This window comes from Streptomyces sp. NPDC001056 (assembly GCF_053598955.1).
The window spans coordinates 1-21982 of record NZ_JBSFLI010000053.1 but is presented as its reverse complement, the minus strand read 5'-3'; the positions used below and the strand labels follow the sequence as shown (position 1 = coordinate 21982).

Genomic DNA, 21982 nt, shown 5'->3' with positions numbered 1-21982 from the left:
GGTGCCGGAGCGGACGATTCCTTTACACCGCCAGCCCCTCGTCGATGAACTCCCGTACATGTGCCATCACTTGCTCCCGGTCGACCCCTCGCAACCCGATGGCGACGTGGATCGAGAACCCGTCGAGCAGCGCGCGCGTCCTCGTGGCGAAGCGGTCCGCGTCGACCGCCCGGAACTCACCCCGCGAGATCCCCTCGGCGATCAGCGCGACGAGGTCCCGGTGCCAGGCCCCCTCGATCGCGGCCTGGCGGGCGCGCGCGTCCTCGTCGGCGTTCTGCGAGCGGTTCCAGACCTCCAGCCACAGGGTCCAGTGCGGATCGCGGTGGCCCTCGGGCACGTACAGGTCGACGTACGCCGCGAGCCGTTCCCGCGCCGATCCCGCCCCCGCGAGCAGCCGGCTGCGCGAGGCCCCGAGCCGGCCCTCGCTCCACTCCAGGGTCTGGAGCAGCAGCTCGTCCTTGGAGCGGAAGTAGTAGAGGAGATGCCCGCTGCTCATCCCCACCTCGCGGCCGAGCGCCGCCATCGTGAGCTTCTCCAGGCCGCGCTCGGCGATCATGCCCATGGCCGCGGCGAGCAGGTCCTCCCGGGGCGGGGCGGGGGTGCGCCGGCGCGGCGCGGAACCCTCGCTCACGCGGGCACCATCCGTACGGCGTCGGGCAGGAAGTGCGTCTCGTACGGCCCGTAGCACTCGGCGAACAGCGTCGCCACGGGCGCCCCGCACCCGGGGCACAGGAAGTTGGGCCCTTCCTGGCCGGTGGGCCCGCAGCACCCGGAGTCCTGGCAGTCGTCGTCGCCCACCAGGTGGCCGCGGGTGTCCTCGGGGTGGACCACCAGGGTGTCCCGGGGCCCGGCCGACATCAGGAACCCCGGCCCGTCGGGGTCCGCGACGGCGACGCCGGGCACCGCGGCCCCGGCCCACTCGGGGTCCGGGTGCGGCACGAACGGCGCTCCCGACGGCTCGGGGTCCACCGCGCAGGTCCCCCGCGGCACGGTGGAGGGCGCCTGCCGGGACCCGTCGGCGTTCTTACGGCCGCTGGGCTCGGGGCGCTCGGGCAACTGGGGCAACAGCCGGACCGGCTCGCAGAGACGACGGCCGCAGCCCGCACAGACCAGGACGTTCACCCGTATGTTCTACCCGACCCGGGACCCGGACGGCTGCCGGGCCGCCGATTGCCCGACGACCGGGGGCCGTCCCCGTGTCCGGATCACCCGGACGGCCATCCGGCCGAACCGCCGGCCCGAAGCGGACTCGTCGGGGTCAGGCCCGGCGGGACCTCGGCTGCTGCTGGGTGATGCAGTGGATGCCCCCGCCGGCCGCGAAGATCCGCCGGGCGTCGACCGGCGTGACGGTGCGGTCGGGGAAGAGGCGGGCGAAGATGCCGGCGGCGGTCTCGTCGCGGGGGTCGTCGAAGGCGCACAGGACGACGCCGTCGTTGCACAGGTAGTGGTTGATGTAGGAGTAGTCGGCCCAGTGGCCGTCGGCCTCCAGGACGGTCGGCGCGGGCACCTCCACGACCTCCAGGGCACGGCCGCGGGCGTCGGTCGCCGACCGGAGCAGGCCGATGACCTCCTGGGTGACCTCGTGGTCGGGGTGGGCCGGGTCCGGCTGGGAGTGGGCGACGACGACGCCGGGGCGGGCGAAGGCGGCGACGATGTCCACGTGACCGAGGGTGCCGTAGCCGAAGGGCGGGTAGTCGGCCGTCAGGCCGCGCGGCAGCCAGATCGCCTTGCTGGTGCCGAGGTGGGCGTGGATCTCCGCCTCGACCTGGTCCTTCGTCCAGTGCGGGTTGCGCTCGGGGCCGAGCTGCACGCTCTCGGTGAGCAGCACGGTGCCCTCGCCGTCGACATGGATCCCACCGCCCTCGTTGACCAGCCGCGAGGTGTACGTCTTCGCGCCCGCGAGGTCGGACACGTACGCGCCGATCTTCGCGTCGTGCTCCCAGCGGGCCCAGTCCTGGGCGCCCCAGCCGTTGAACGTCCAGTCCACGGCGGCGAGTCCGCCCCGGTCGTCGGTGAGGAAGGTGGGGCCGATGTCGCGCATCCAGGCGTCGTCCAGGTCGCGCTCCACGGTGTCGATCCCGGGGCCGAGCAGCGCTCGGGCCTCGGCCGACCGGCCGGGGCCGCAGACCACCGTGACCGGTTCGAAGCGGCGGATCGCGCGGGCGACCGAGGCCCAGGCGCGCCGGGAGGCGGCGAGGCCGTCGCCGTCGTCGAAGGTGGGGTTGGGGCCCGGCCACGCCATCCAGGTGCGCTCGTGCGGGGTCCACTCGGCGGGCATGCGGAAGCCGTCGGCGGCGGGGGTGGTCATCGTCGTGGGTCCTTGTCCTTGGATAGCCGACGTCACAGGAAGTAGAGGCGGTTGAGGGAGACCGAGTCGGCGGGCGCCGAACGCAGCGGGTCGCCGTCGAGGGTGACCAGGCCGGTGCGCCGGTCGACGTCGACCGCTCCGGTACGGGTGTTCAGCCGCAGGTCGGCGGGGCCGATGCCCCGGGTGCCGCGCACCGCGACCCGGCGGCGGCGCGTCGGCATGGTGTCGTTGCCCTGGTCCACGGCCGCCCGCGCGACGAAGGCGACGGAGAGGTCGGCCGCCGTCGCGCCGTACGCCCCGAACTGCGGTCCGAGGACGAGGGGTTCGCAGGTGTCGGTGGCCGCGTTGGGGTCGCCGACGACGCCGTACGCCGGGAAGCCGGACTTGAGGACGAGCTGCGGCTTGGCGCCGAAGTACTCCGGGCGCCAGAGCACGATGTCGGCGAGCTTGCCGACCTCGATGGAGCCGACCTCGTGCGAAAGGCCGTGCGCGATGGCGGGGTTGATGGTCAGCTTGGCCAGGTAGCGCAGCACCCGGGCGTTGTCGTCGCCCTCGCCGTCGCCGCCCTCCCCGTCATGGGGAAGGAGAGGCCCCAGCTCTGCCTTCATCTTCCCGGCCATGGCGAAGGTGCGCCGTACCGTCTCCCCCGCCCGGCCCATGCCCTGGGCGTCGGAGGAGGTGATGCCGATCGCGCCCAGGTCGTGCAGCACGTCCTCGGCGCCCATGGTGCCGGCCCGGATGCGGTCGCGGGCCATGGCGGCGTCGCCGGGCAGGTCGGGCTTGAGGTCGTGGACGGAGACGATCATGCCGTAGTGCTCGGCGACCGCGTCCCGGCCGAACGGCAGGGTGGGGTTGGTGGAGGAGCCGATGACGTTCGGGACGCCGGCCATCTTCAGCACGTTGGGGACGTGCCCGCCGCCGCAGCCCTCGATGTGGAAGGCGTGGATGGTGCGCCCCTCCAGCACCTTCAGGGTGTCCTCGACCGACAGGCACTCGTTCAACCCGTCGCTGTGCAGGGCGACTTGGACGTCGTGTTCCTCGGCGACCCGCAGCGCGGTGTCCAGGGCGCGGGTGTGGGCGCCCATGTCCTCGTGCACCTTGAAGCCGCTCGCGCCGCCCTCGGCCAGCGCCTCGATCAGCGGTGCCGCGTGCGAGGACGAACCCCGGCCCAGGAAGCCGATGTTGACCGGCCAGGCGTCGAAGGCGGCGAAGGCGTGGCGCAGCGCCCAGGGTGAGTTGACGCCGACGCCCCACACCGGGCCGAACTCCTGCCCGATGACCGTGGTCACGCCGGAGGCGAGCGAGGCCTCCATGATGCGCGGCGACAGCAGGTGGACGTGGGTGTCGACGGCGCCCGCGGTGGCGATCAGACCCTCGCCGGAGACGATCGAGGTGCCGGTGCCGACGACGACGTCCACCCCGTCGAGGGTGTCCGGGTTGCCCGCCCGGCCGATCGCGCTGACACGGCCCTCGCGGATGCCGATGGAGACCTTGCGGATGCCCTGCACCGCGTCGATCACGACGACGTTGCTGATCACCACGTCACAGGTCTCGCGCACGCCGGCGGCCTTCAGGTGCAGTCCGTCGCGGGCCGTCTTGCCGAAACCCGCGAGGAACTCGTCGCCGTACCGCTGGGCGTCGGACTCGACGCGGATGGTCAGGCCCGAGTCGCCGAGGCGGACGCGGTCGCCCGCGCGGGGGCCGTGGGTGGCGGCGTAGGCATGCGGGTCGACGTGGATCGCCCGGCTGACCTCGCGCCCCTTGGAACGGCTCATCGGTCCCGGCCCTTCTCCTCGTCGCTCGCGACCCCCAGATATCCGCAGGCCGCCGCCCTGCGCAGCGCCTCCTCCCGCGCGCCCGGCGCGTCCAGCGGCCCGTCCACCAGCCCGGCGAAGCCGATGGCGACACGCTCGCCGCCGATCGGCACCAGACCGACCTCCTCGCTGTCCCCGGGCCCGAAGCGCACGGAGGAGCCGGCGGGCACGGCCAGCCGCATGCCGTAGGCGGCCGCGCGGTCGAAGCGGAGGCGCGGGTTGGCCTCGAAGAAGTGGAAGTGGGAGGTGACGGAGACCGGGACGGTCGCGGTGTTGGTGACGGTGAGCCGGAGCACCGGCTCGGGGTCGGCGTGCCCGGGGCCGGGCAGCAGCGCGCCCGGGGCGTCCGCGCCCAGTCCGCCGCCGATGGGGTCGGCGACCACCGCGAGCCGGGAGCCGTCGTCGAAGACGGCCTCGACCATCACCTCGGTCACCACGTCGGCGACGCCCGGCAGCACGTCCTCGGGACCGAGCACACCGCGGGCGGCCTCGATCGCCTCCGCGAGCCGCCTGCCGTCGCGGGCGGCCTCGCAGACGGTGTCCGCGATGAGCGCGGTCGCCTCCGGCACGTTCAGTCTGAGACCGCGGGCACGGCGGGCCCGGGCCAGCTCGGCGGCGCCGAAGAGCAGCAGCCGGTCACGTTCCGTGGGGGTCAGTCGCACGGCCCGACACCTCCTTACCTGATCAGCACTTTAGAGCAGCACTCTAAACGCGGAGTTCAAGAAAGAGAAGGTCTCGTCAGCCCCTCGGGACGTGAGGGATCGAACATCGCTCAAAAAAGCGGAGGGCCGTCGCGGACTTCCTCCCGGGAGTCCGCGACGGCCCTGTGCGATGCCGCCGGGCGGTCAGCCGACCTTGTGCATCCAGCCGTGCTTGTCCTCGTTCATGCCCCGCTGGACGCCCAGCAGGGCCTCGCGCAGGCGCATGGTGACCTCGCCGGGGGTGCCGTCGCCGTGCGTCCACTCGTCGTTCTTGGTCTTGACGTGGCCGACCGGCGTGACGACGGCCGCGGTGCCGCAGGCGAAGACCTCGGTGAGGGCGCCGGAGGCGGCGTCCGCGCGCCACTGCTCCAGGGTGATCACGCCCTCCTCGGCCTGGTAGCCGAGGTCGCGGGCGACCTGGAGGAGGGAGTCGCGGGTGATGCCCTCCAGGATGGAGCCGGTCAGCGCGGGGGTGACGATCCGGTCGCCGTAGACGAAGGCGACGTTCATGCTGCCGCTCTCCTCGACCCTGGTGCGGGTGACCGCGTCGAGGTAGACGACCTGGTCGCAGCCGTGCGCGGCGGCCTCGGCCTGCGGGAGCAGGGAGGCGGCGTAGTTGCCGCCGGTCTTGGCGTCGCCGGTGCCGCCGGGGACGGCGCGGACGTGGTCCTCGGCGACCCAGATGGTGACGGGCTGGACGCCGCCGGAGAAGTAGGCGCCGGACGGGGAGGCGATCAGCAGGAACATGTACTCGTTGGCCGGGTGCACGCCGAGCGCGGCCTCGGTGGCGATCATGAAGGGGCGCAGGTAGAGGGCCGCCTCGCCGCCGTGCGGCGGGACCCAGTCGGCGTCCTGGACGAGCAGCGCGTCCAGGGCGGCGATGAACAGGTCCTCGGGCAGCTCGGCCATGGCCATGCGGCGGGCGGAGTTGCGGAAGCGGCGGGCGTTCGCCTCGGGGCGGAACAGCGCGATCGAGCCGTCGGGCTGGCGGTACGCCTTCAGCCCCTCGAAGATCTCCTGGCCGTAGTGCAGCACATGGGTGGAGGGGTCGAGGGAGATCGGGCCGTACGGCACGAGCTGGGCGTCGTGCCAGCCGCGGCCCTCGGTCCACCGGATCGTCACCATGTGGTCGGTGAAGTGGCGGCCGAACCCGGGATTGGCCAGGATCGCCTCGCGTTCGGCGGCGGCGAGGGGACTGGCGGAGGGCTTGAGCTCGATCGTGGGCGTCGTCATGAGTGATTGTCCTTCACCGGTTGTTTGTGACGGGCCGCGCTCACGCCTGACACCGGCTGGCGGCCGGTGCTCGGTCGTCCGAGCTTTCCCTCATACCGCGGCTCCGCGTTCGATTATCGCGCGCGGGCCCCGGCGGACGGAATCGGGTGGCGACGGCCCAGGGGTCGTGGTGGCGGCCCGGGGCGATGTTTTCACCCGGCGGAGACATGCGGAAGCCGCCGGGCGGTCCTGCGACCCGGCGGCTTCTTTCGGATGGAGCGCCGGGTCAGCCGGCTACTCGGGAGGCGAGCGCGTCGCCGATCTCGGAGGTGCTCCGGGCGGGCTTGTCCGCGCGCTCGGTGAGGTCGGCGGTGACCGCCGCGTCGATCCGGTCGGCCTCGGCGTCGTAACCGAGGTGACGCAGCAGCAGGGCGACGGAGAGGACCGTGGCCGTGGGGTCGGCCTTGCCCTGCCCGGCGATGTCCGGGGCCGAGCCGTGCACCGGCTCGAACATGGACGGGAACTCGCGGCCGGGGTTGATGTTGCCGGAGGCGGCCACGCCGATGCCGCCGGAGACGGCCGCGGCGAGGTCGGTGATGATGTCGCCGAAGAGGTTGTCGGTGACGATCACGTCGAAGCGCTCGGGCTGGGTGACCAGGAAGATGGTCGCCGCGTCGACGTGCAGATAGTCGGTGCTGACCTCGGGGAACTCCTGGGCGACCTTGTTGAAGATGTCGGTCCACAGGTGGCCGGCGAAGGTCAGCACGTTGTTCTTGTGAACCAGCGTCAGCTTCTTGCGCGGCCGGGCCTGGGCGCGGGCGAAGGCGTCACGGACGACGCGCTCGACGCCGTACGCCGTGTTGACGGACACCTCGGTGGCGACCTCGTGCGCGGTGCCCTTGCGGATGGTGCCGCCGTTGCCGGTGTACGGGCCTTCCGTGCCCTCGCGGACGACGACGAAGTCGATCTCCGGCTGCCCGGCGAGCGGGGTGGCCACGCCCGGAAGAAGCTTGCTGGGCCGGAGGTTGACGTGGTGGTCGAAGGCGAAGCGGAGCTTGAGCAGGAAGCCGCGCTCCAGGACGCCGGAGGGCACCGACGGGTCGCCGATGGCGCCGAGCAGGATGGCGTCGTGCCGCTTCAGCTGCGCGAGGTCCGCGTCGGTGAGGGTCTCACCGGTGGCGTGGTAGCGCTTGGCGCCGAAGTCGTACTCCTGGGTCTCCAGCTTCACATCCTGCGGAAGGACAGCCGAGAGGACCTTCAGACCCTCGGCCACGACCTCCTGGCCGATGCCGTCACCGGGGATCACTGCGAGATTGATGCTGCGAGACATGCGGGCACCCTACTCCTCGTCCCAGGTGATGACACGGGCCGTCCAGAATCCGGACGACCCGTGTCGGTGCGGGCGGCTCGGCGGACGGCTCAGTGGCCGGTCTGTCCGCCGTTGTCCCGGCGGTCGAGGGCGCGCTGGAGGGCTGCGGCGGCGTTCTTGCGGTCGGACTCGCTGGTGCTGGGCACGCGGCGGACGCGGCGGCGGACGGTCGTCTCGGCCATGGAAATCGACTCCTCGGACATGAAGGGAGTACGGCGATGAGGGGGGTGTTCGAGACGCCGGGGGCGGGGAGCGCCGGCCGCAGGGGTTGCCTGCACGGGGCCCGGCTCACGGCCGCCATTCGCTGGATCGAGCGAGACGTTCGGCTCCTTCCAAGCTAAGGGAGCCGCCCGCGTCTGTCTGCACAATTACTCGGACTTCCTACTATCTGAGACGGCGAACCCCCGAACACGCCTCTGAGCTGCACTTACGCGCGTTCGAGTGAGCGCAGGGTCCGGATCAGGGCGCCCACGGCACCGGGCCGGTTCCGGTGTCGTGACGCAGCCGACGCCGCGGTACGGCCGCGGCGCCCCGGTGAGGTGCGGGTATGACGGCCATGCCGAGCCCGCCGGCCACCATGGACGGCACCGCGCCGTCGTCCTCGGCGCTGACGGCGGCCGCCGGGAGCCGGCCCTGGGCGGCCCACCGATCCCGGGTGTCCGAACCGGAGTTCTCGGCCCGGCCCACGAGCGGCAGGGCGCGCGGGTCCGGGTGCCCCGCCGAGTGGACCAGGGAGTACGGCTCCTCCGGCAGGACCCCGCCGACCAGCCCGGCCGACGGCGGCCCCCAACTCCCGTACGGCGGTGACCTTCACCTCGATACCGGGGTGCCGGGCGGCGGCGCGCTCACCGGCGGGGGTGGGCCGGGCGCCGAAGCGGCCAGGCGAGCAACTCGGGGCCGCTGTCGGCTCGTTGCGCAAACGGGTCCGGGTGGTGCGGGTCGGCGTCATCAGCCCGTACAACACCCCCGACGCGCAGGAGGAGTTGTACGACTTCGCCGTGCCGCATCTGCGCGGCGGGGCACTGACGGCGGACGAGAGGGGGCGACGCCGCCGGGGAAGTGGAAACGGGCCGGGAAGCCTGTTCGGGGGTCAGGCTTCCCGGCCCGTGGCTCGGGTCAGGGCGGAGGTCAGCCCATGTGCGGGTACGTGTAGTCGGTCGGGGCGACCAGGGCCTCCTTGATGGCGCGGGTCAGCGTCCAGCGCAGGAGGTTCTGGGGGGCACCGGCCTTGTCGTTGGTGCCGGAGGCGCGGCCGCCGCCGAAGGGCTGCTGGCCGACCACGGCGCCGGTCGACTTGTCGTTGATGTAGAAGTTGCCCGCGGCGAAGCGGAGCTTCTCCATCGTGTAGGCCGCCGCGGCACGGTCGTTGGAGATGACCGAGCCGGTGAGCGCGTAGTCCGAGACCGACTCCATCTGGGTCAGCATCTCGTCGTACTTGTCGTCCTCGTAGACGTACACGGCGAGGATCGGGCCGAAGTACTCGGTCGTGAAGACCTCGTTCGCCGGGTCGGAGCACTCGATGACGGTCGGGCGGACGAAGTAGCCGACCGAGTCGTCGTACGTGCCGCCCGCGACGATCGTGCAGGTCGGGTCGGCCTGGGCGCGGTCGATCGCGGCCTTGTTCTTGGCGAAGGAACGCTCGTCGATGACGGCGCCGATGAAGTTCGACAGGTCCGTCACGTCACCCATGGTGAGGTAGTCGACCTCGGCCGCGAACTCCTCCTTGAAGCCCGAGTTCCAGATGGAGGCCGGGATGTAGGCGCGGGAGGTGGCGCTGCACTTCTGGCCCTGGTACTCGAAGGCACCGCGGGTCAGGGCGGTCTTCAGCACGGCGCGGTCGGCGCTCGGGTGGGCGACGACGAAGTCCTTGCCGCCGGTCTCGCCGACCAGACGCGGGTAGGAGCGGTACTTCTCGATGTTGTTGCCGACCGTCTTCCACAGGTACTGGAAGGTCTTGGTCGAGCCGGTGAAGTGGATGCCCGCGAGGTCGCGGTGCTCCAGGGCGACCTTGGAGACCTCGATGCCGTCGCCGGTGACGAGGTTGATGACGCCCTTGGGCAGACCGGCCTCCTCCAGCAGCCGCATGAGCAGCACGGCGGCGTGCGTCTGGGTCGGGGACGGCTTCCAGACCACCACGTTGCCCATCAGGGCCGGGGCGGTGGGCAGGTTCGCCGCGATCGCCGAGAAGTTGAACGGCGTGATCGCGTAGACGAAGCCCTCCAGCGGGCGGTGGTCCAGCCGGTTCCACACGCCCGGGGAGTTCGCCGGGGGCTGCTCGGCGAGGATCTGGCGGGCGTAGTGCACGTTGAAGCGCCAGAAGTCGACCAGCTCACACGGGCTGTCGATCTCCGCCTGCTGGGCCGTCTTGGACTGGCCGAGCATGGTGGAGGCGGCGATCGTCTCGCGCCACGGGCCGGCCAGCAGCTCGGCGGCGCGCAGGATGATCGCGGCGCGGTCGTCGAAGGACATCGCGCGCCAGGCCGGGGCGGCGGCCAGGGCCGCGTCGATGGCGTCCTGGGCGTCCTGCTGGGTGGCGTGGCGGCCGGTGCCGAGGACGGCCTTGTGGTTGTGCGGCTGCACGACCTGGAACGGCTCGCCGCCGCCCAGCCGCTTCTCGCCGCCGATGGTCATCGGCAGCTCGACCGGGTTCTCGGCCAGCTCCTTGAGCTTGGCCTCCAGGCGGGCACGCTCGGGCGAGCCGGGGGCGTAGCCGTGCACCGGCTCGTTGACGGGGGTGGGGACCTGGGTCACAGCGTCCATGAGATCCGAACTCCTTGTGCGTGAGCGGGTGGTGGGGCTCAGCCCTTGCTGACCATGCTGCGGAGGAAGAAGCGCAGGTTCGCCGGCTTCTCCGCCAGGCGGCGCATGAAGTAGCCGTACCAGTCCGTGCCGTACGCCGTGTAGACGCGCATGCGGTGGCCCTCGGCGGCCAGCCGCAGGTGCTCGTCGCCACGGATGCCGTACAGCATCTGGAACTCGTACTCGTCGAGCTTACGGCCGGCCTTGTGGGCGAGTTCCTGGGCGATGGAGATCAGACGCGGGTCGTGGGACCCGATCATCGGGTAGCCCTCGCCCTCCATCAGCGTCCTCAGGACGCGCACGTAGGCCTTGTCGATCTCGTGCTTCTGCTGGTAGGCGACCTCGGCGGGCTCCTTGTAGGCGCCCTTGACCAGACGGACCCGGCTGCCGGCCTCGGCGAGCCGCTTGGCGTCGGCCTCGGTGCGGAAGAGGTACGCCTGGATGACGCAGCCGGTCCCCGGGAAGTCCTTCCGCAGCTCCTCGTGGATGGCGAACATCGAGTCGAGGGTGGTGTGGTCCTCGGCGTCCAGCGTGACGGTCGTACCGATGGCGGCGGCGGCCTCGACGACCGGGCGGACGTTGGCGAGCGCGAGCTCGTGGCCGTTCTGGAGCGCCTGGCCGAACATCGACAGCTTCACGGACATCTCGACCTTCTCGCCGAGCTCCAGCTCCTTGAGGTGGTCGATCAGCGCGAGGTAGGCGTCGCGGGCGATGGTGGCCTGCTCGGGGGTGGTGATGTCCTCGCCGACGACGTCCATCGTCAGCTGGAGACCCTTGCCCGTCAGGTCCTTGATGATCGGGACGATGTCGTCCACCGTCTCACCCGGGATGAAGCGGTCGACGACCTGCTTGGTCACCGGGGCCGCCGAGATCAGGCGTCGCATCCGGTCGCTGCGCGACGCGGCGAGAATCACGGGACCCAGCACGGGGCACCTCCACAGACAAGCACCAAAAGGCCTGCACCCGACGTTTCGGGTACGGCACGGAGAACCACCGTGAAACCTACGGACCCCTTTGATCGTCGGCCATCGACAGCTGTCACGCATCCGTGCCCGGGATCTCAGACATCTGTATGAAAGTGGCCGGAAAATGGGGGAGAATGCCCGGGTGGCGGCGGATTACAAGGGTGATTACCAGGAACTGGTGGACGAGATCTCGGAGCTGCTGGGCGCGCCCGCGACGCTTGAGAACCGCGACTTCGAGCTGCTCGCCTTCGGCGCGTACGACAGCGACGACGAGCTGGACGCCTCCGCGCTGGACCCGGTGCGCACCCGCTCGATCCTGACCCGGCGTTCCACGGCGGGCGTGCGCACCTGGTTCGAGGGTTTCGGCATCACCCGCGCGACCGGCCCGGTCCGCATCCCGCCGAGCCCCGAGGCCGGCGTCTACCGCGGCCGGATCTGCCTCCCCGTGCGCCACCGGGGCGTCGTCCTCGGTTACGTCTGGCTCCTGGAGGGCGATCCCGGCCCGACGGACGCCCAGCTGACCGCGGCCATGCAGGTGGCCGGCCGGATCGGCGCCCTCCTCGCGGACGAGGCGGAGGCCGGGGCGGGCCTGAGCCGCGAGCTGCGGGCGGTCCTCACGGCCGAGGGCGGCTGGCAGCGGGACATGGCGGTGGCCGACCTGCGCACGGCACTCGGCCCGCGCGCGGACGGCCCCCACACGCTGGTGTGCGTCGCGCCCTGGCCCTCCCCCGACCCGGACGACGCGCCCTCCGCACGCTCCGTTCCCCATGCGGCGGCCCTGTGCACGATCCCTTGGGGCGCGGCGGGGCAGAGCCTCGCGGTGCTGGTCCGGCTCCGCTCGACGACGGCGGGGGCGCCGGCATCGGCGGCGGCGGGGAGGGTGCTGGAGGAGGCGGAGGGGATGTGGGGCGGCCCGCGGACGGCAGCACGTCCGGGAGCGGGCGGCGGTACGAAGGGCACGGCGCCGGGGTCGGTGGGGCGCGGGGCCGGGGCCGGGGCCGGGGCCGTGGTGGCGGCGGCTGCCGGGGTCGCCGGAGCGGGCGGGTTCGCCGGTGGTCCCGGGGCGGCCGGGCCCGCCGCCGGGATCGGCGACCCCCGCAGCGGACTGGCCGAGCTGGGCGCGGTGTGGCGGGAGGCGCGCGCGGCGGCCCAGGCGGCACTGGCCGAACCCCGCCTCGGCCCGGTCGCCGAGTGGCGCGGCATCGGCCCCTACCGCCTGCTGACCGCCCTCCCGCCGGAGTCCGCGCAGGATCCGGCCGCCGGCCCCCTCCTCTCCCCCGCCCACCGCGAGCTGGCCCGCACCGCCGAGGTCTACCTCGACCGCGCCGGCCAGGCGGGGCGCACGGCCTCGGAGCTGGGCATCCACCGCCAGACCCTCTACTACCGCCTCAACCGCGTGGAACAACTGACGGGCCTCGACCTGGACGACGGGGAGGACCGGCTGTTGTTGCACATGGCGTTGAAGAGGGCGCGGCTGTAGCGGGGCGGGGCTCAGCTCCGCATGGCCCCGGTCAGCGGGGCCAGCACACGCCATCCCACCGTCTCGTACAGAGCCCGGCCCTCCGGTGTCGCGACCAGCACACCCGCCGCGGCCCCCTGTCCGGCTGCGATCTCGACGAGCGCATGCATCACCAGGCGCCCCAGACCGCGGCGTCGATGAGCGGGATCGGTCTCGATCTGGTCGAGGACGAAGGCGCTGCCGGTGACGGCGACCTGGCCGCGAGCGGCGAAGGCGCCGTCGGCGGTGCGGACCAGGGCACGGGCGACGCCGGCCCGGGTCCAGGTGTCCAGCCGGTAACCGTCGGCCGTCGCCGGTGGGGTCTCGGCGCGGGCGGCGCGCACTGCGGCTGCCATCAGGAAGCCGGGTCCGCCGGCGAGGGACCAGCCGGGCGGGAGCCAGGCTTCGAGCATGTCGGGCGGCACGGGCGCTTTCAGCCATACGCCGGGCGCGGTGGTGTCCCCGGTGATCCTGCGGACGGCCGTTTCGTCGGCGGCCGACAGTACGTGGCGCACGACATGCCCGGGGAGGCCGACGTCGACCGTGAAACCCCAGGGAGTGGGGACAGGCGCGGCGGCGCCGCGCGAAACGGTCCAGCCGTGGACCCACGCTTGCACGGCCTCGGCCGCGTTCATGAAAGGCAAGACGCCCCCCTGTGCGTCGGCATGATCAGTGGCGGAGTCGTCCCGTCGGTCCCCGGTGTCCGAGCGCCCCGCCCGTCCGGCGAATCCCTCGCGGAGAGTGGTTCCCTCAGGGCGACGGAACGCCTGACGGGCCGAGGAAGACCTCGGCCCGTCAGGCGTTCCGCGCCCGCCCTCCACCCCGGTGAGCGGGGTGGAGGGGCGGGCGGAGGCGGTCTCAGGCCAGGTTCACCGACCGGGCCGACGCGGCGCCGATCTCGGACGCCACCTCGGCCAGCACTCCCGGCGTCACCGTGTCGTCCACGGTGAGCACGGCCAGTGCCTCTCCGCCCACCGTCGCGCGGGCGACCTGCATGCCGGCGATGTTGAGGCCGGCCTCGCCGAGGATGCGGCCGACGGTGCCGACGACGCCGGGGCGGTCCTCGTAGCGCAGGACGAGCATGTGGTCGGCGAGGGCGAGGTCGACGTCGTACTCACCGACCGCGACGATCTTCTGGACGTGCTTGGGGCCGGCCAGGGTGCCGGAGACCGACACCTCCTCGCCGGTGCCGAGCGTGCCGCGCACGGTCACCACGTTGCGGTGCTCGGTGGCCTCGGAGCTGGTGGTGAGGCGGACCTCGACGCCGCGCTCCTGGGCGAACAGCGGCGCGTTGACGTACGACACCGTCTCGTCGACGACGTCCTCGAACACACCCTTGAGCGCGGAGAGTTCGAGCACCTTGACGTCGTGCTGGGTGATCTCGCCGTAGACCTCGACGTCCAGGCGTACCGCCACCTCGCCGGCGAGCGCGGTGAAGATGCGGCCGAGGCGCTCGGCGAGCGGCAGGCCCGGCTTGACGTCCTCGGCGATGACACCGCCCTGCACGTTCACCGCGTCGGGGACCAGCTCGCCGGCGAGGGCGAGGCGGACCGACTTGGCGACCGCGATGCCCGCCTTCTCCTGGGCCTCGTCGGTGGAGGCGCCCAGGTGCGGGGTGCACACGACCTGGTCCAGCTCGAAGAGCGGGGAGTCGGTGCACGGCTCCTTGGCGTACACGTCGAGGCCGGCACCGGCGACGCGGCCCTCCTTCAGCGCCGCGTACAGCGCCGCCTCGTCCACGATGCCGCCGCGCGCGGCGTTGACGATGCGCACGCTCGGCTTGACCTTGCGCAGCGCCTCGTCGCCGATGAGGCCGAGGGTCTCGGGGGTCTTCGGCAGGTGGACGGTGATGAAGTCGGAGACCTCGAGCAGCTCGTCCAGGGACAGCACCTTGACGCCCATCTGGGCGGCGCGCGCCGGCTGCACGTACGGGTCGTACGCGACGACCTTCATGCCGAAGGCGGACATGCGCTGCGCGACCAGGGCGCCGATGCGGCCGAGGCCGACGACGCCGAGGGTCTTCTCGGCCAGCTCGACGCCCGTGTACTTGCTGCGCTTCCACTCGCCGTTCTTCAGCGCGGCGTTCGCCTGCGGGATGTTGCGGGCGGTGGACAGCAGCAGACCGCAGGCCAGCTCGGCCGCGGTCACGATGTTCGAGGTCGGGGCGTTGACGACCATCACGCCGGCCTTGGTGGCGGCGGAGACGTCCACGTTGTCCAGGCCGACGCCCGCGCGGGCGACGACCTTGAGCTTCTTGGCCGCGGCGACGGCCTCGGCGTCGACCTTGGTGGCGGAACGGATCAGGATCGCGTCGACGTCGGCGATGGCGGGGAGCAGCTCCGCCCGGTCGGCTCCGTTGCAGTGCCGGATCTCGAAGTCCGGGCCGAGGGCGTCGACGGTCGCAGGCGAAAGCTCTTCGGCGATGAGTACGACGGGTTTCGAGCTCACGTGGGTCCTCACAAGTCCAATGCGGACGGCCGTCCCGACGGCCGCTGGCGGAGGGGTGCTAGCCGCGTGGAAGACGCACGACGCTGTGGGCCTGACGCGTTTGTTGTGCAGCAGTCTAGTGGCGCCACGGTCATCGTTTTGCGCCGCTGCGGAAGTATCACCCGGACGTGGAACTCCATTTTGTAGCCCTTCCCGGGTGCATGGCGAACGGGGGCCGGAGCAGCATGCCCCGGCCCCCTGACGTGAGGCTTACGCCTCCTCGTTCACCCAGCTCATCAGCCGGCGCAGCTGCTTGCCGGTGGTCTCCAGCAGGTGCTCGGAGTCCTGCTTCTTGTACTCGTTGTACTTCTTCAGGCCGCCGTGGTACTCGTCCATCCAGTTCTTGGCGAAGGTGCCGTCCTGGATCTCGGCGAGGACCTTCTTCATCTCGGCCTTGGTGGCGTCGGTGATGATGCGCGGGCCGGTGACGTAGTCGCCCCACTCGGCGGTCTCGGAGATGGACCAGCGCATCTTCTCCAGGCCGCCCTCGTACATGAGGTCCACGATCAGCTTCAGCTCGTGCAGGCACTCGAAGTACGCGATCTCCGGCTGGTAGCCGGCCTCGGTCAGGGTCTCGAAGCCCGCCTTGACCAGGGCGGCCGTGCCACCGCACAGGACGGCCTGCTCGCCGAAGAGGTCGGTCTCGGTCTCCTCGGTGAAGGTCGTCTTGATGACGCCGGCGCGGGTGCCGCCGATGCCCTTCGCGTACGACAGGGCCAGCGCGAAGGCGTTGCCGGAGGCGTCCTGCTCGACGGCGGCGATGCAGGGCACGCCGCGCCCCTCCTCGTACTGGCGGCGCACCAGGTGGCCCGGACCCTTGGGGGCGACCATGCAGACGTCCACACCCGCCGGGGGCTTGATGAAGCCGAAGCGGATGTTGAAGCCGTGGCCGAAGAACAGCGCGTCGCCGTCCTTCAGGTGGGCGGCGATGGACTCCTCGTAGACCTGGGCCTGGATCGGGTCCGGGACGAGGATCATGATGACGTCGGCCTCGGCCGCGGCCTCGGCCGGGGTGACCACGCGCAGGCCCTGCTCCTCGGCCTTCTCCTTGGACTTGGAGCCCTCGTGCAGACCGACCCGGACGTCGACACCGGAGTCGCGCAGCGACAGGGCGTGCGCGTGACCCTGGCTGCCGTAGCCGATGACCGCGACCTTGCGGTTCTGGATGATGGACAGGTCGGCGTCAGCGTCGTAGAACAGCTCGGCCACTTTGGGTTCTCTCCCTATGTGTGCAGGTGGTGCGTCCCACCGTATGCCGGTGAGCGGTGAGGTAGTTCGGGGGTCTCGCCATACGGGCGGCGGATGATCGCCGGCCGCCCGTACGGGTCCGTGGTGGGTGTTACGCCGATCGGTCGAGAGCGCGCAGCGAGCGGTCCGTGATCGAACGGGCGCCGCGACCGATCGCGATGGTGCCGGACTGGACCAGCTCCTTGATGCCGAACGGCTCCAGCATCTTGAGCATGGCGGACAGCTTCTCGCCGGAACCGGTGGCCTCGATGGTCACGGCCTCCGGGGAGACGTCCACGGTCTTGGCGCGGAACAGCTGGACGATCTCCACGATCTGGGAACGGGTCTCGTTGTCCGCGCGGACCTTCACCAGAACGAGTTCGCGCTGAACCGCCTGGGTGGGCTCCAGCTCGACGATCTTCAGCACGTTGACGAGCTTGTTGAGCTGCTTGGTCACCTGCTCCAGCGGCAGTTCCTCGACACCGACCACGATGGTGATGCGGGAGATGTCGGGGTGTTCGGTGACGCCCACCGCGAGCGAGTCGATGTTGAAGCCGCGGCGGGAGAACAGTGCGGCGATCCGGGCGAGGATGCCCGGCGTGTTCTCCACCAGGACGGAGAGCGTGTGCTTGGACATGGTCTTTTTACGTCTCTCTCGCTCAGTCGTCTTCGCTGTCGCCGAAGTCGGGGCGGACGTCCCGGGCGGCCATGATCTCGTCGTTCGAGGTGCCGGCGGCGACCATCGGCCACACCATGGCGTCCTGGTGGACGATGAAGTCCACGACCACCGGACGGTCGTTGATGGAGTTGGCCTCCTCGATGACCTTGTCCAGGTCCTCGGGGCGCTCGCAGCGCAGGCCCACGCAGCCCATCGCCTCGGCCAGCTTCACGAAGTCCGGCACCCGCGTGCCCCGGGCGTCGGGGTTGACGTCGTCGGGACCGCTGTGCAGGACGGTGTTGGAGTAGCGCTGGTTGTAGAACAGAGTCTGCCACTGGCGGACCATCCCGAGCGCGCCGTTGTTGATGACGGCGACCTTGATCGGGATGTTGTTCAGGGCGCAGGTGGTCAGTTCCTGGTTGGTCATCTGGAAGCAGCCGTCGCCGTCGATCGCCCAGACCGTCTGCTCGGGCCGGCCGGCCTTCGCGCCCATGGCGGCCGGGACCGAGTAGCCCATGGTTCCGGCGCCGCCGGAGTTCAGCCAGGTGGCGGGGCGGTCGTACTGGATGAAGTGCGCGGCCCACATCTGGTGCTGTCCGACGCCCGCCGCGAAGATGGTGCCCTCGGGGGCGAGCTGTCCGATGCGCTCGATGACGGCCTGCGGGGACAGCGAGCCGTCCTCCGGCCGGTCGTAGCCGAGCGGGTAGGTCTCGCGCCACCGGTCGAGGTCGCTCCACCAGGCGCTGTAGTCGCCCCGGTGGCCCTCGCTGTGCTCCTTCTGCACGGCCTGGACCAGGTCGGCGATGACCTCGCGGGCGTCGCCCACGATGGGCACGTCGGCCTCGCGGTTCTTGCCGATCTCGGCCGGGTCGATGTCGGCGTGGACGATCTTGGCGTACGGCGCGAAGCTGTCCAGCTTGCCGGTGACGCGGTCGTCGAAGCGGGCTCCGAGGGCGACGATCAGGTCGGCCTTCTGCAGCGCGGTGACGGCGGTGACCGCACCGTGCATGCCCGGCATTCCCACGTGCAGCGGGTGGCTGTCGGGGAATGCGCCGAGCGCCATCAGGGTGGTGGTGACGGGCGCTCCGGTGAGTTCGGCGAGGACCTTCAGTTCGGCGGTGGCCCCGGCCTTCAGGACGCCGCCGCCGACGTAGAGGACGGGCCGCTTGGCGGCGGTGATCAGCTTGGCGGCCTCGCGGATCTGCTTGGCGTGCGGCTTGGTGACCGGGCGGTAGCCGGGCAGGTCCATGACCGGCGGCCAGGAGAAGGTGGTCCTCGCCTGGAGGGCGTCCTTGGCGATGTCGACCAGGACCGGGCCCGGACGGCCGGTGGAGGCGATGTGGAAGGCCTGCGCGATGATCCGCGGGATGTCCTCGGCCTTGGTCACCAGGAAGTTGTGCTTGGTGATCGGCATGGTGATGCCGACGATGTCCGCCTCCTGGAAGGCGTCCGTGCCGATCGCCTTGGACGACACCTGGCCGGTGATCGCGACCATCGGCACCGAGTCCATGTGGGCGTCGGCGATCGGGGTGACCAGGTTGGTGGCGCCCGGTCCGCTCGTCGCCATGCAGACGCCGACCTTGCCGGTGGCCTGGGCGTACCCCTCGGCCGCGTGGCCGGCGCCCTGCTCGTGGCGGACCAGGACGTGACGCACCCGGGTGGAGTCCATCAGCGGGTCGTACGCCGGCAGGATCGCGCCGCCGGGAATGCCGAATACCGTGTCAGCGCCGACCTCCTCAAGGGAGCGAATGAGGGACTGCGCGCCCGTGACGTGCTCGACGGGTGCGGAGTGCTGTCCTCCGGATCGGGGCCGGGGCTGCGGGTGATGGGCCCCGGTGGCCTGCTCGGTCATCGGCTTCTCTTCTCGATGCTGAGGGTTTTTGCGAGGTTCGGGCGGAGTTCGGGTGTCGTACGAGGGTCACTCGTGCAACAAAAAACCCCTCGTGCCGTAAGGCAAGCGAGGGGAGCACGCCGGTGAGGGTCGCTGGGGATTCCGGATCGCGTTCCGGTGGGTCCCAGCTCAGCCGACGCGCTGTCCAAGTACGAGAATTCGGGTGCGCATGGCACTGACCCTCCCCCCGGGGCGCACCACGTGTCAAGTGGGTGGGACGGGCGTCTCAGAATGTGAACGAAGGGCACTGCCGCCTCCGAAAACAGCGGGTACTCCTCCGGTGTACACCCCCGCGGCGCCCTTCACGCCCAAAAGACCCTGCGAGTCTCTCGCCCGGCCCGCAAAAGCCGGTTCGGCGGACGCGTGCGCCGCGCCGGCCTGTGCGTGCGGTCCGGCCTGTGCGTGCGGGTCGGCCTGCGCGTGCGGGTCGGCCTGCGCGTGCGGTCCGGTCGATGGGTGCGGCACCGGGCACGCCCCGGCCCCGAGGGCCCGGCGCAGCCGGTACTCGTCCAGCGGGCCGGAGAACGCCGCGCCGGTGCCATGGGTGCACCCCATCGCGCGCAGCGCCACCGCCTGCTCGGGCAGGTCCACACCCTCGGCGACGGACTGGAGCCCGAGATCGCCGGCGATCCGCAGCAGACCGCTGGTGATCTTGTGCAGCCGCGCGGAGTCGACCACGCCTTCGACCAGGCCCCGGTCGAGCTTGAGGATGTCCACGGGCAGTCTTCTCAGCGCCGTGATCGCCGCGTGGCCGCTGCCGAACCCGTCCAGCGCGATGCGCACCCCGAGCCGGCTCAGCGCGGTCAGCCGCCGCTCCAGCTCGTCCAGGCCGAGCCCGGGATCGGTGTCGGCCAGCTCGATGACCAGCGCCTGGGGCGGCAGCCCGAACCGGGTCAGCAGCGCCTCCACCGAGCCGGGCGGGAGCGAGCGGTCCAGCAGCCGCCGGGCGCTCATCCGCACCGCCACCGGTACGACCAGCCCGGCCGCCGTCCGCTCGGCGGCCTGCGCCACGGATTCCTGGAGGATCCAGCGGTCCAGCTCGGCCGACTTGTCACCGTCCTCCGCCACCCGCAGGAACTCGGTCGGGGTGAACAGCACCCCCTGCGAGGAGCGCCAGCGGGCCTGCGCCGAGACCGCCGTGATCCGGCCGTCGTCCAGGCACACCACGGGCTGGTGCAGCAGCGCGAACTCCCCGTCGTGCAGCGCGGCGCGCAGCCGGGTGGCCAGCTCCGCCTTGCGCACGACGTCCTGCTGCATCTGCGGCCGGTACAGCTCGACACGGCCCTTTCCGGCCGATTTCGCGCGGTACATCGCGAGGTCGGCGTTGCGCAGCAACTCCCCCGCGCCGAGCCCGGGTTCGGCGAAGGCGACGCCGATGGAGGCGTTGACCCGGACGTCGTTGCCGTCGATCGCGTACGGCTGGGAGAGGGTCGTCCTGAGGCGGTCGGCGAGCTCCAGGATGTCGCGCTCCCGGGCGGCGCGGTCATGGGCGCCGTCCCCGACGATCAGGGCCGCGAACTCGTCGCCGCCCAGCCGGGAGGCGGTGTCGCCCTGACGGACCGCGTCCTGGAGTCTCCGGGCGGCCTGGACGAGGAGTTCGTCGCCGGCCTGGTGCCCGATGGTGTCGTTGACGGCCTTGAAGCCGTCGAGGTCGATGAAGAGCACCGCGGTGCTGCGCAGCGCCGCGCCCCGGTCGGTGGCCCGGCGGCCGGACAGGGCCTGCTGGACGCGCCGGGTGAACAGCGCGCGGTTGGGCAGGTCGGTCAGCGGGTCGTGCTCCGCGTTGTGCTGCAACTGCGCCTGGAGGCGCACTCGTTCGGTCACGTCGCGGCTGTTGAAGATCAGGCCGCCGTGGTGGCGGTTGACCGTGGACTCGACGTTCAGCCAGCCCCCGCCACCGGAGCGGAAGCGGCACTCGATGCGGGTGGTGGGCTCGGCCTGCGGGCTCGCCGCGAGGAAGCGGCGCACCTCGTGCACCACGCCGCCGAGGTCCTCGGGGTGGATGAGGGCGGCCAGCTCGGTGCCGACCAGGTCCTCGGCGGGGCGGCCGTAGACCCCGGCGGCGGCCGGGGAGACGTAGCGCAGGATGCCGTTGGGCGCGGCGATCATGATGACGTCGCTGGAGCCCTGCACCAGGGAGCGGAAGTGGTTCTCCTTCTGCGCCAGTTCCTGGGTGAGGGTGATGTTGTCCAGCAGCATGATGCCCTGGCGGATCACGAGGGCGAGCACGACGCAGCCCGCGGTGATCAGCACCACGTGGTCGGGTCTGCGGCCGTTGAGGACGTTGTACAGGATGCCGAGCGTGCACACGGCGGCGGCGAGGTACGGGGTGAGCGCCGCGAGCGAGCCGGTGATCGGGCGGCCGGCGGGGTAGCGGGCGTGGTCGGCGCCGGGGTGGTGGACCGGCTCGGTGCCCGGGTAGGGGCCGGGCCCGGCGGCCGGGAACAGGCCGGGCCCGGCGGCCGGGTGGCGGCTCGCCTCGAAGTCCGTGGGCGAGCCGTGCTCGGCGCCCCCGTACGCGCCGCACTCGCCGTCGGGGTCCCGGCTGTGCTCGGCGGACGGGTCGGGCGCGGGCTGCGGCCGCCGGCCGGCGGCGCGGGGTGCGGGCACGTGGTCGGAGGCCGTACGGGCGTACCCGTCCGCCGGCCGCGGCCGGGACCCGCCGCCGTGCCGCGGCGTGGCCCAGGGGGCGTAGGCGAGCAGCAGCGAGCCGGCGAACCAGCCCGCGTCCAGCAGTTGCCCCGAGCGGTAACTGCTGTGCAGCAGCGGCGAGGTGAACAGCGCGTCGCACATCACGGTCAGGGCGAGCGCGCCGATCGCGGTGTTCACGGCGGTACGGTTGCCCGGGGCGCGCCGGAAGTGCAGGGCGAGGACCATGCTGACCAGGGCGATGTCCAGCAGCGGATACGCCAGCGACAGCGCGGTGTGCGCCACGCTCGGCCCGTCGAACCGGGCCGCCTGGGCGAGCGCGAGGCTCCACGACAGGGTGAGCAGGGAGCCGCCGATCAGCCAGGCGTCCAGGCCCAGGCAGATCCAGCCCGCCCTGGTCACCG

The 21982-nt window shown here is 71.9% G+C and carries 18 protein-coding genes; 1 reads left to right on the top strand and 17 read right to left on the bottom strand.

What is annotated here, in order from left to right; all coding sequences use genetic code 11:
* Window positions 1-22: 22 nt before the first annotated feature.
* The 11 genes from ACWDD7_RS35360 to ACWDD7_RS35310 form a co-directional block, all read right to left on the bottom strand.
* Complete coding sequence (locus tag ACWDD7_RS35360) at window positions 23-631, bottom strand: TetR/AcrR family transcriptional regulator (protein ID WP_392214483.1); 609 nt, start codon at window positions 629-631, stop codon at window positions 23-25.
* A complete protein-coding gene (locus ACWDD7_RS35355; protein WP_450460413.1) occupies window positions 628-1122 on the bottom strand; it encodes a hypothetical protein in 495 nt (164 codons plus the stop codon). The genes ACWDD7_RS35360 and ACWDD7_RS35355 overlap by 4 nt, the downstream gene beginning before the upstream one ends.
* A 136-nt stretch (window positions 1123-1258) precedes the next feature.
* The gene (locus tag ACWDD7_RS35350) at window positions 1259-2308 is read right to left on the bottom strand and encodes an agmatine deiminase family protein (protein ID WP_450460411.1); all 1050 of its coding nucleotides are present in this window, start codon (window positions 2306-2308) and stop codon (window positions 1259-1261) included.
* Between the two features lie 32 nt (window positions 2309-2340).
* Window positions 2341-4083, bottom strand: a complete 1743-nt coding sequence (locus ACWDD7_RS35345; protein WP_450460410.1) for an urease subunit alpha — start codon at window positions 4081-4083, stop codon at window positions 2341-2343.
* Window positions 4080-4784, bottom strand: coding sequence for an urease subunit gamma (ureA, locus tag ACWDD7_RS35340; protein WP_351877255.1), 705 nt, complete (start codon window positions 4782-4784; stop codon window positions 4080-4082). Before ureA ends, ACWDD7_RS35345 begins: the two co-directional genes overlap by 4 nt.
* Before the next feature lie 183 nt (window positions 4785-4967).
* Window positions 4968-6056, bottom strand: coding sequence for a branched-chain amino acid aminotransferase (locus ACWDD7_RS35335; RefSeq protein ID WP_450460409.1), 1089 nt, complete (start codon window positions 6054-6056; stop codon window positions 4968-4970).
* A gap of 265 nt (window positions 6057-6321) precedes the next feature.
* Complete coding sequence (locus tag ACWDD7_RS35330; RefSeq protein WP_351877257.1) at window positions 6322-7365, bottom strand: 3-isopropylmalate dehydrogenase; 1044 nt, start codon at window positions 7363-7365, stop codon at window positions 6322-6324.
* 89 nt (window positions 7366-7454) lie between these two features.
* The gene (locus tag ACWDD7_RS35325) at window positions 7455-7586 is read right to left on the bottom strand and encodes a hypothetical protein (protein WP_351877258.1); all 132 of its coding nucleotides are present in this window, start codon (window positions 7584-7586) and stop codon (window positions 7455-7457) included.
* A 277-nt stretch (window positions 7587-7863) separates the two neighbouring features.
* Entirely contained in the window at window positions 7864-8136 is a 273-nt protein-coding gene (locus ACWDD7_RS35320; protein ID WP_450460424.1) for a hypothetical protein, read from the bottom strand.
* 396 nt (window positions 8137-8532) lie between these two features.
* Window positions 8533-10164 carry an L-glutamate gamma-semialdehyde dehydrogenase gene (pruA, locus tag ACWDD7_RS35315; protein ID WP_450460408.1) on the bottom strand — a complete coding sequence of 544 codons (1632 nt, stop codon included), beginning with the start codon at window positions 10162-10164 and terminating at the stop codon, window positions 8533-8535.
* A gap of 38 nt (window positions 10165-10202) precedes the next feature.
* Entirely contained in the window at window positions 10203-11129 is a 927-nt protein-coding gene (locus ACWDD7_RS35310; RefSeq protein WP_450460407.1) for a proline dehydrogenase family protein, read from the bottom strand.
* A gap of 163 nt (window positions 11130-11292) precedes the next feature.
* Here ACWDD7_RS35310 and ACWDD7_RS35305 point away from each other — a divergent pair, with 163 nt between their 5' ends.
* Entirely contained in the window at window positions 11293-12648 is a 1356-nt protein-coding gene (locus ACWDD7_RS35305) for a PucR family transcriptional regulator (protein WP_450460405.1), read from the top strand.
* A gap of 11 nt (window positions 12649-12659) precedes the next feature.
* Here ACWDD7_RS35305 and ACWDD7_RS35300 read toward each other — a convergent pair whose 3' ends face one another.
* The 6 genes from ACWDD7_RS35300 to ACWDD7_RS35275 form a co-directional block, all read right to left on the bottom strand.
* A complete protein-coding gene (locus ACWDD7_RS35300; RefSeq protein WP_450460423.1) occupies window positions 12660-13301 on the bottom strand; it encodes a GNAT family N-acetyltransferase in 642 nt (213 codons plus the stop codon).
* Between the two features lie 223 nt (window positions 13302-13524).
* Window positions 13525-15114 (bottom strand): phosphoglycerate dehydrogenase, encoded by a 1590-nt coding sequence (gene serA, locus ACWDD7_RS35295; protein WP_450460404.1) that lies wholly within the window; start codon window positions 15112-15114, stop codon window positions 13525-13527.
* A 249-nt stretch (window positions 15115-15363) separates the two neighbouring features.
* Window positions 15364-16362: a ketol-acid reductoisomerase gene (gene ilvC, locus ACWDD7_RS35290; protein ID WP_351877214.1), complete on the bottom strand. Its 999-nt coding sequence runs from the start codon at window positions 16360-16362 to the stop codon at window positions 15364-15366.
* Between the two features lie 130 nt (window positions 16363-16492).
* A complete protein-coding gene (ilvN, locus tag ACWDD7_RS35285) occupies window positions 16493-17017 on the bottom strand; it encodes an acetolactate synthase small subunit (protein WP_351877215.1) in 525 nt (174 codons plus the stop codon).
* Window positions 17018-17039: 22 nt separating this feature from the next.
* Window positions 17040-18890 carry an acetolactate synthase large subunit gene (locus ACWDD7_RS35280; RefSeq protein WP_351877216.1) on the bottom strand — a complete coding sequence of 617 codons (1851 nt, stop codon included), beginning with the start codon at window positions 18888-18890 and terminating at the stop codon, window positions 17040-17042.
* Window positions 18891-19133: 243 nt separating this feature from the next.
* A partial coding sequence (locus ACWDD7_RS35275) for an EAL domain-containing protein (protein WP_450460403.1) occupies window positions 19134-21982 on the bottom strand: 2849 nt, incomplete at its 5' end.

Bases quoted from the DNA above. Each gene is read 5' to 3' on its own strand.
- ACWDD7_RS35350 (WP_450460411.1), bottom strand. From the start codon at position 2,308: ATGACCACCCCCGCCGCCGACGGCTTCCGCATGCCCGCCGAGTGGACC.
- ACWDD7_RS35345 (WP_450460410.1), bottom strand. From the start codon at position 4,083: ATGAGCCGTTCCAAGGGGCGCGAGGTCAGCCGGGCGATCCACGTCGAC.
- ACWDD7_RS35335 (WP_450460409.1), bottom strand. From the start codon at position 6,056: ATGACGACGCCCACGATCGAGCTCAAGCCCTCCGCCAGTCCCCTCGCC.
- ACWDD7_RS35330 (WP_351877257.1), bottom strand. From the start codon at position 7,365: ATGTCTCGCAGCATCAATCTCGCAGTGATCCCCGGTGACGGCATCGGC.
- ACWDD7_RS35325 (WP_351877258.1), bottom strand. From the start codon at position 7,586: ATGGCCGAGACGACCGTCCGCCGCCGCGTCCGCCGCGTGCCCAGCACC.
- pruA (WP_450460408.1), bottom strand. From the start codon at position 10,164: ATGGACGCTGTGACCCAGGTCCCCACCCCCGTCAACGAGCCGGTGCAC.
- ACWDD7_RS35305 (WP_450460405.1), top strand. From the start codon at position 11,293: ATGGGGGAGAATGCCCGGGTGGCGGCGGATTACAAGGGTGATTACCAG.
- ACWDD7_RS35300 (WP_450460423.1), bottom strand. From the start codon at position 13,301: ATGAACGCGGCCGAGGCCGTGCAAGCGTGGGTCCACGGCTGGACCGTT.
- ilvN (WP_351877215.1), bottom strand. From the start codon at position 17,017: ATGTCCAAGCACACGCTCTCCGTCCTGGTGGAGAACACGCCGGGCATC.
- ACWDD7_RS35280 (WP_351877216.1), bottom strand. From the start codon at position 18,890: ATGACCGAGCAGGCCACCGGGGCCCATCACCCGCAGCCCCGGCCCCGA.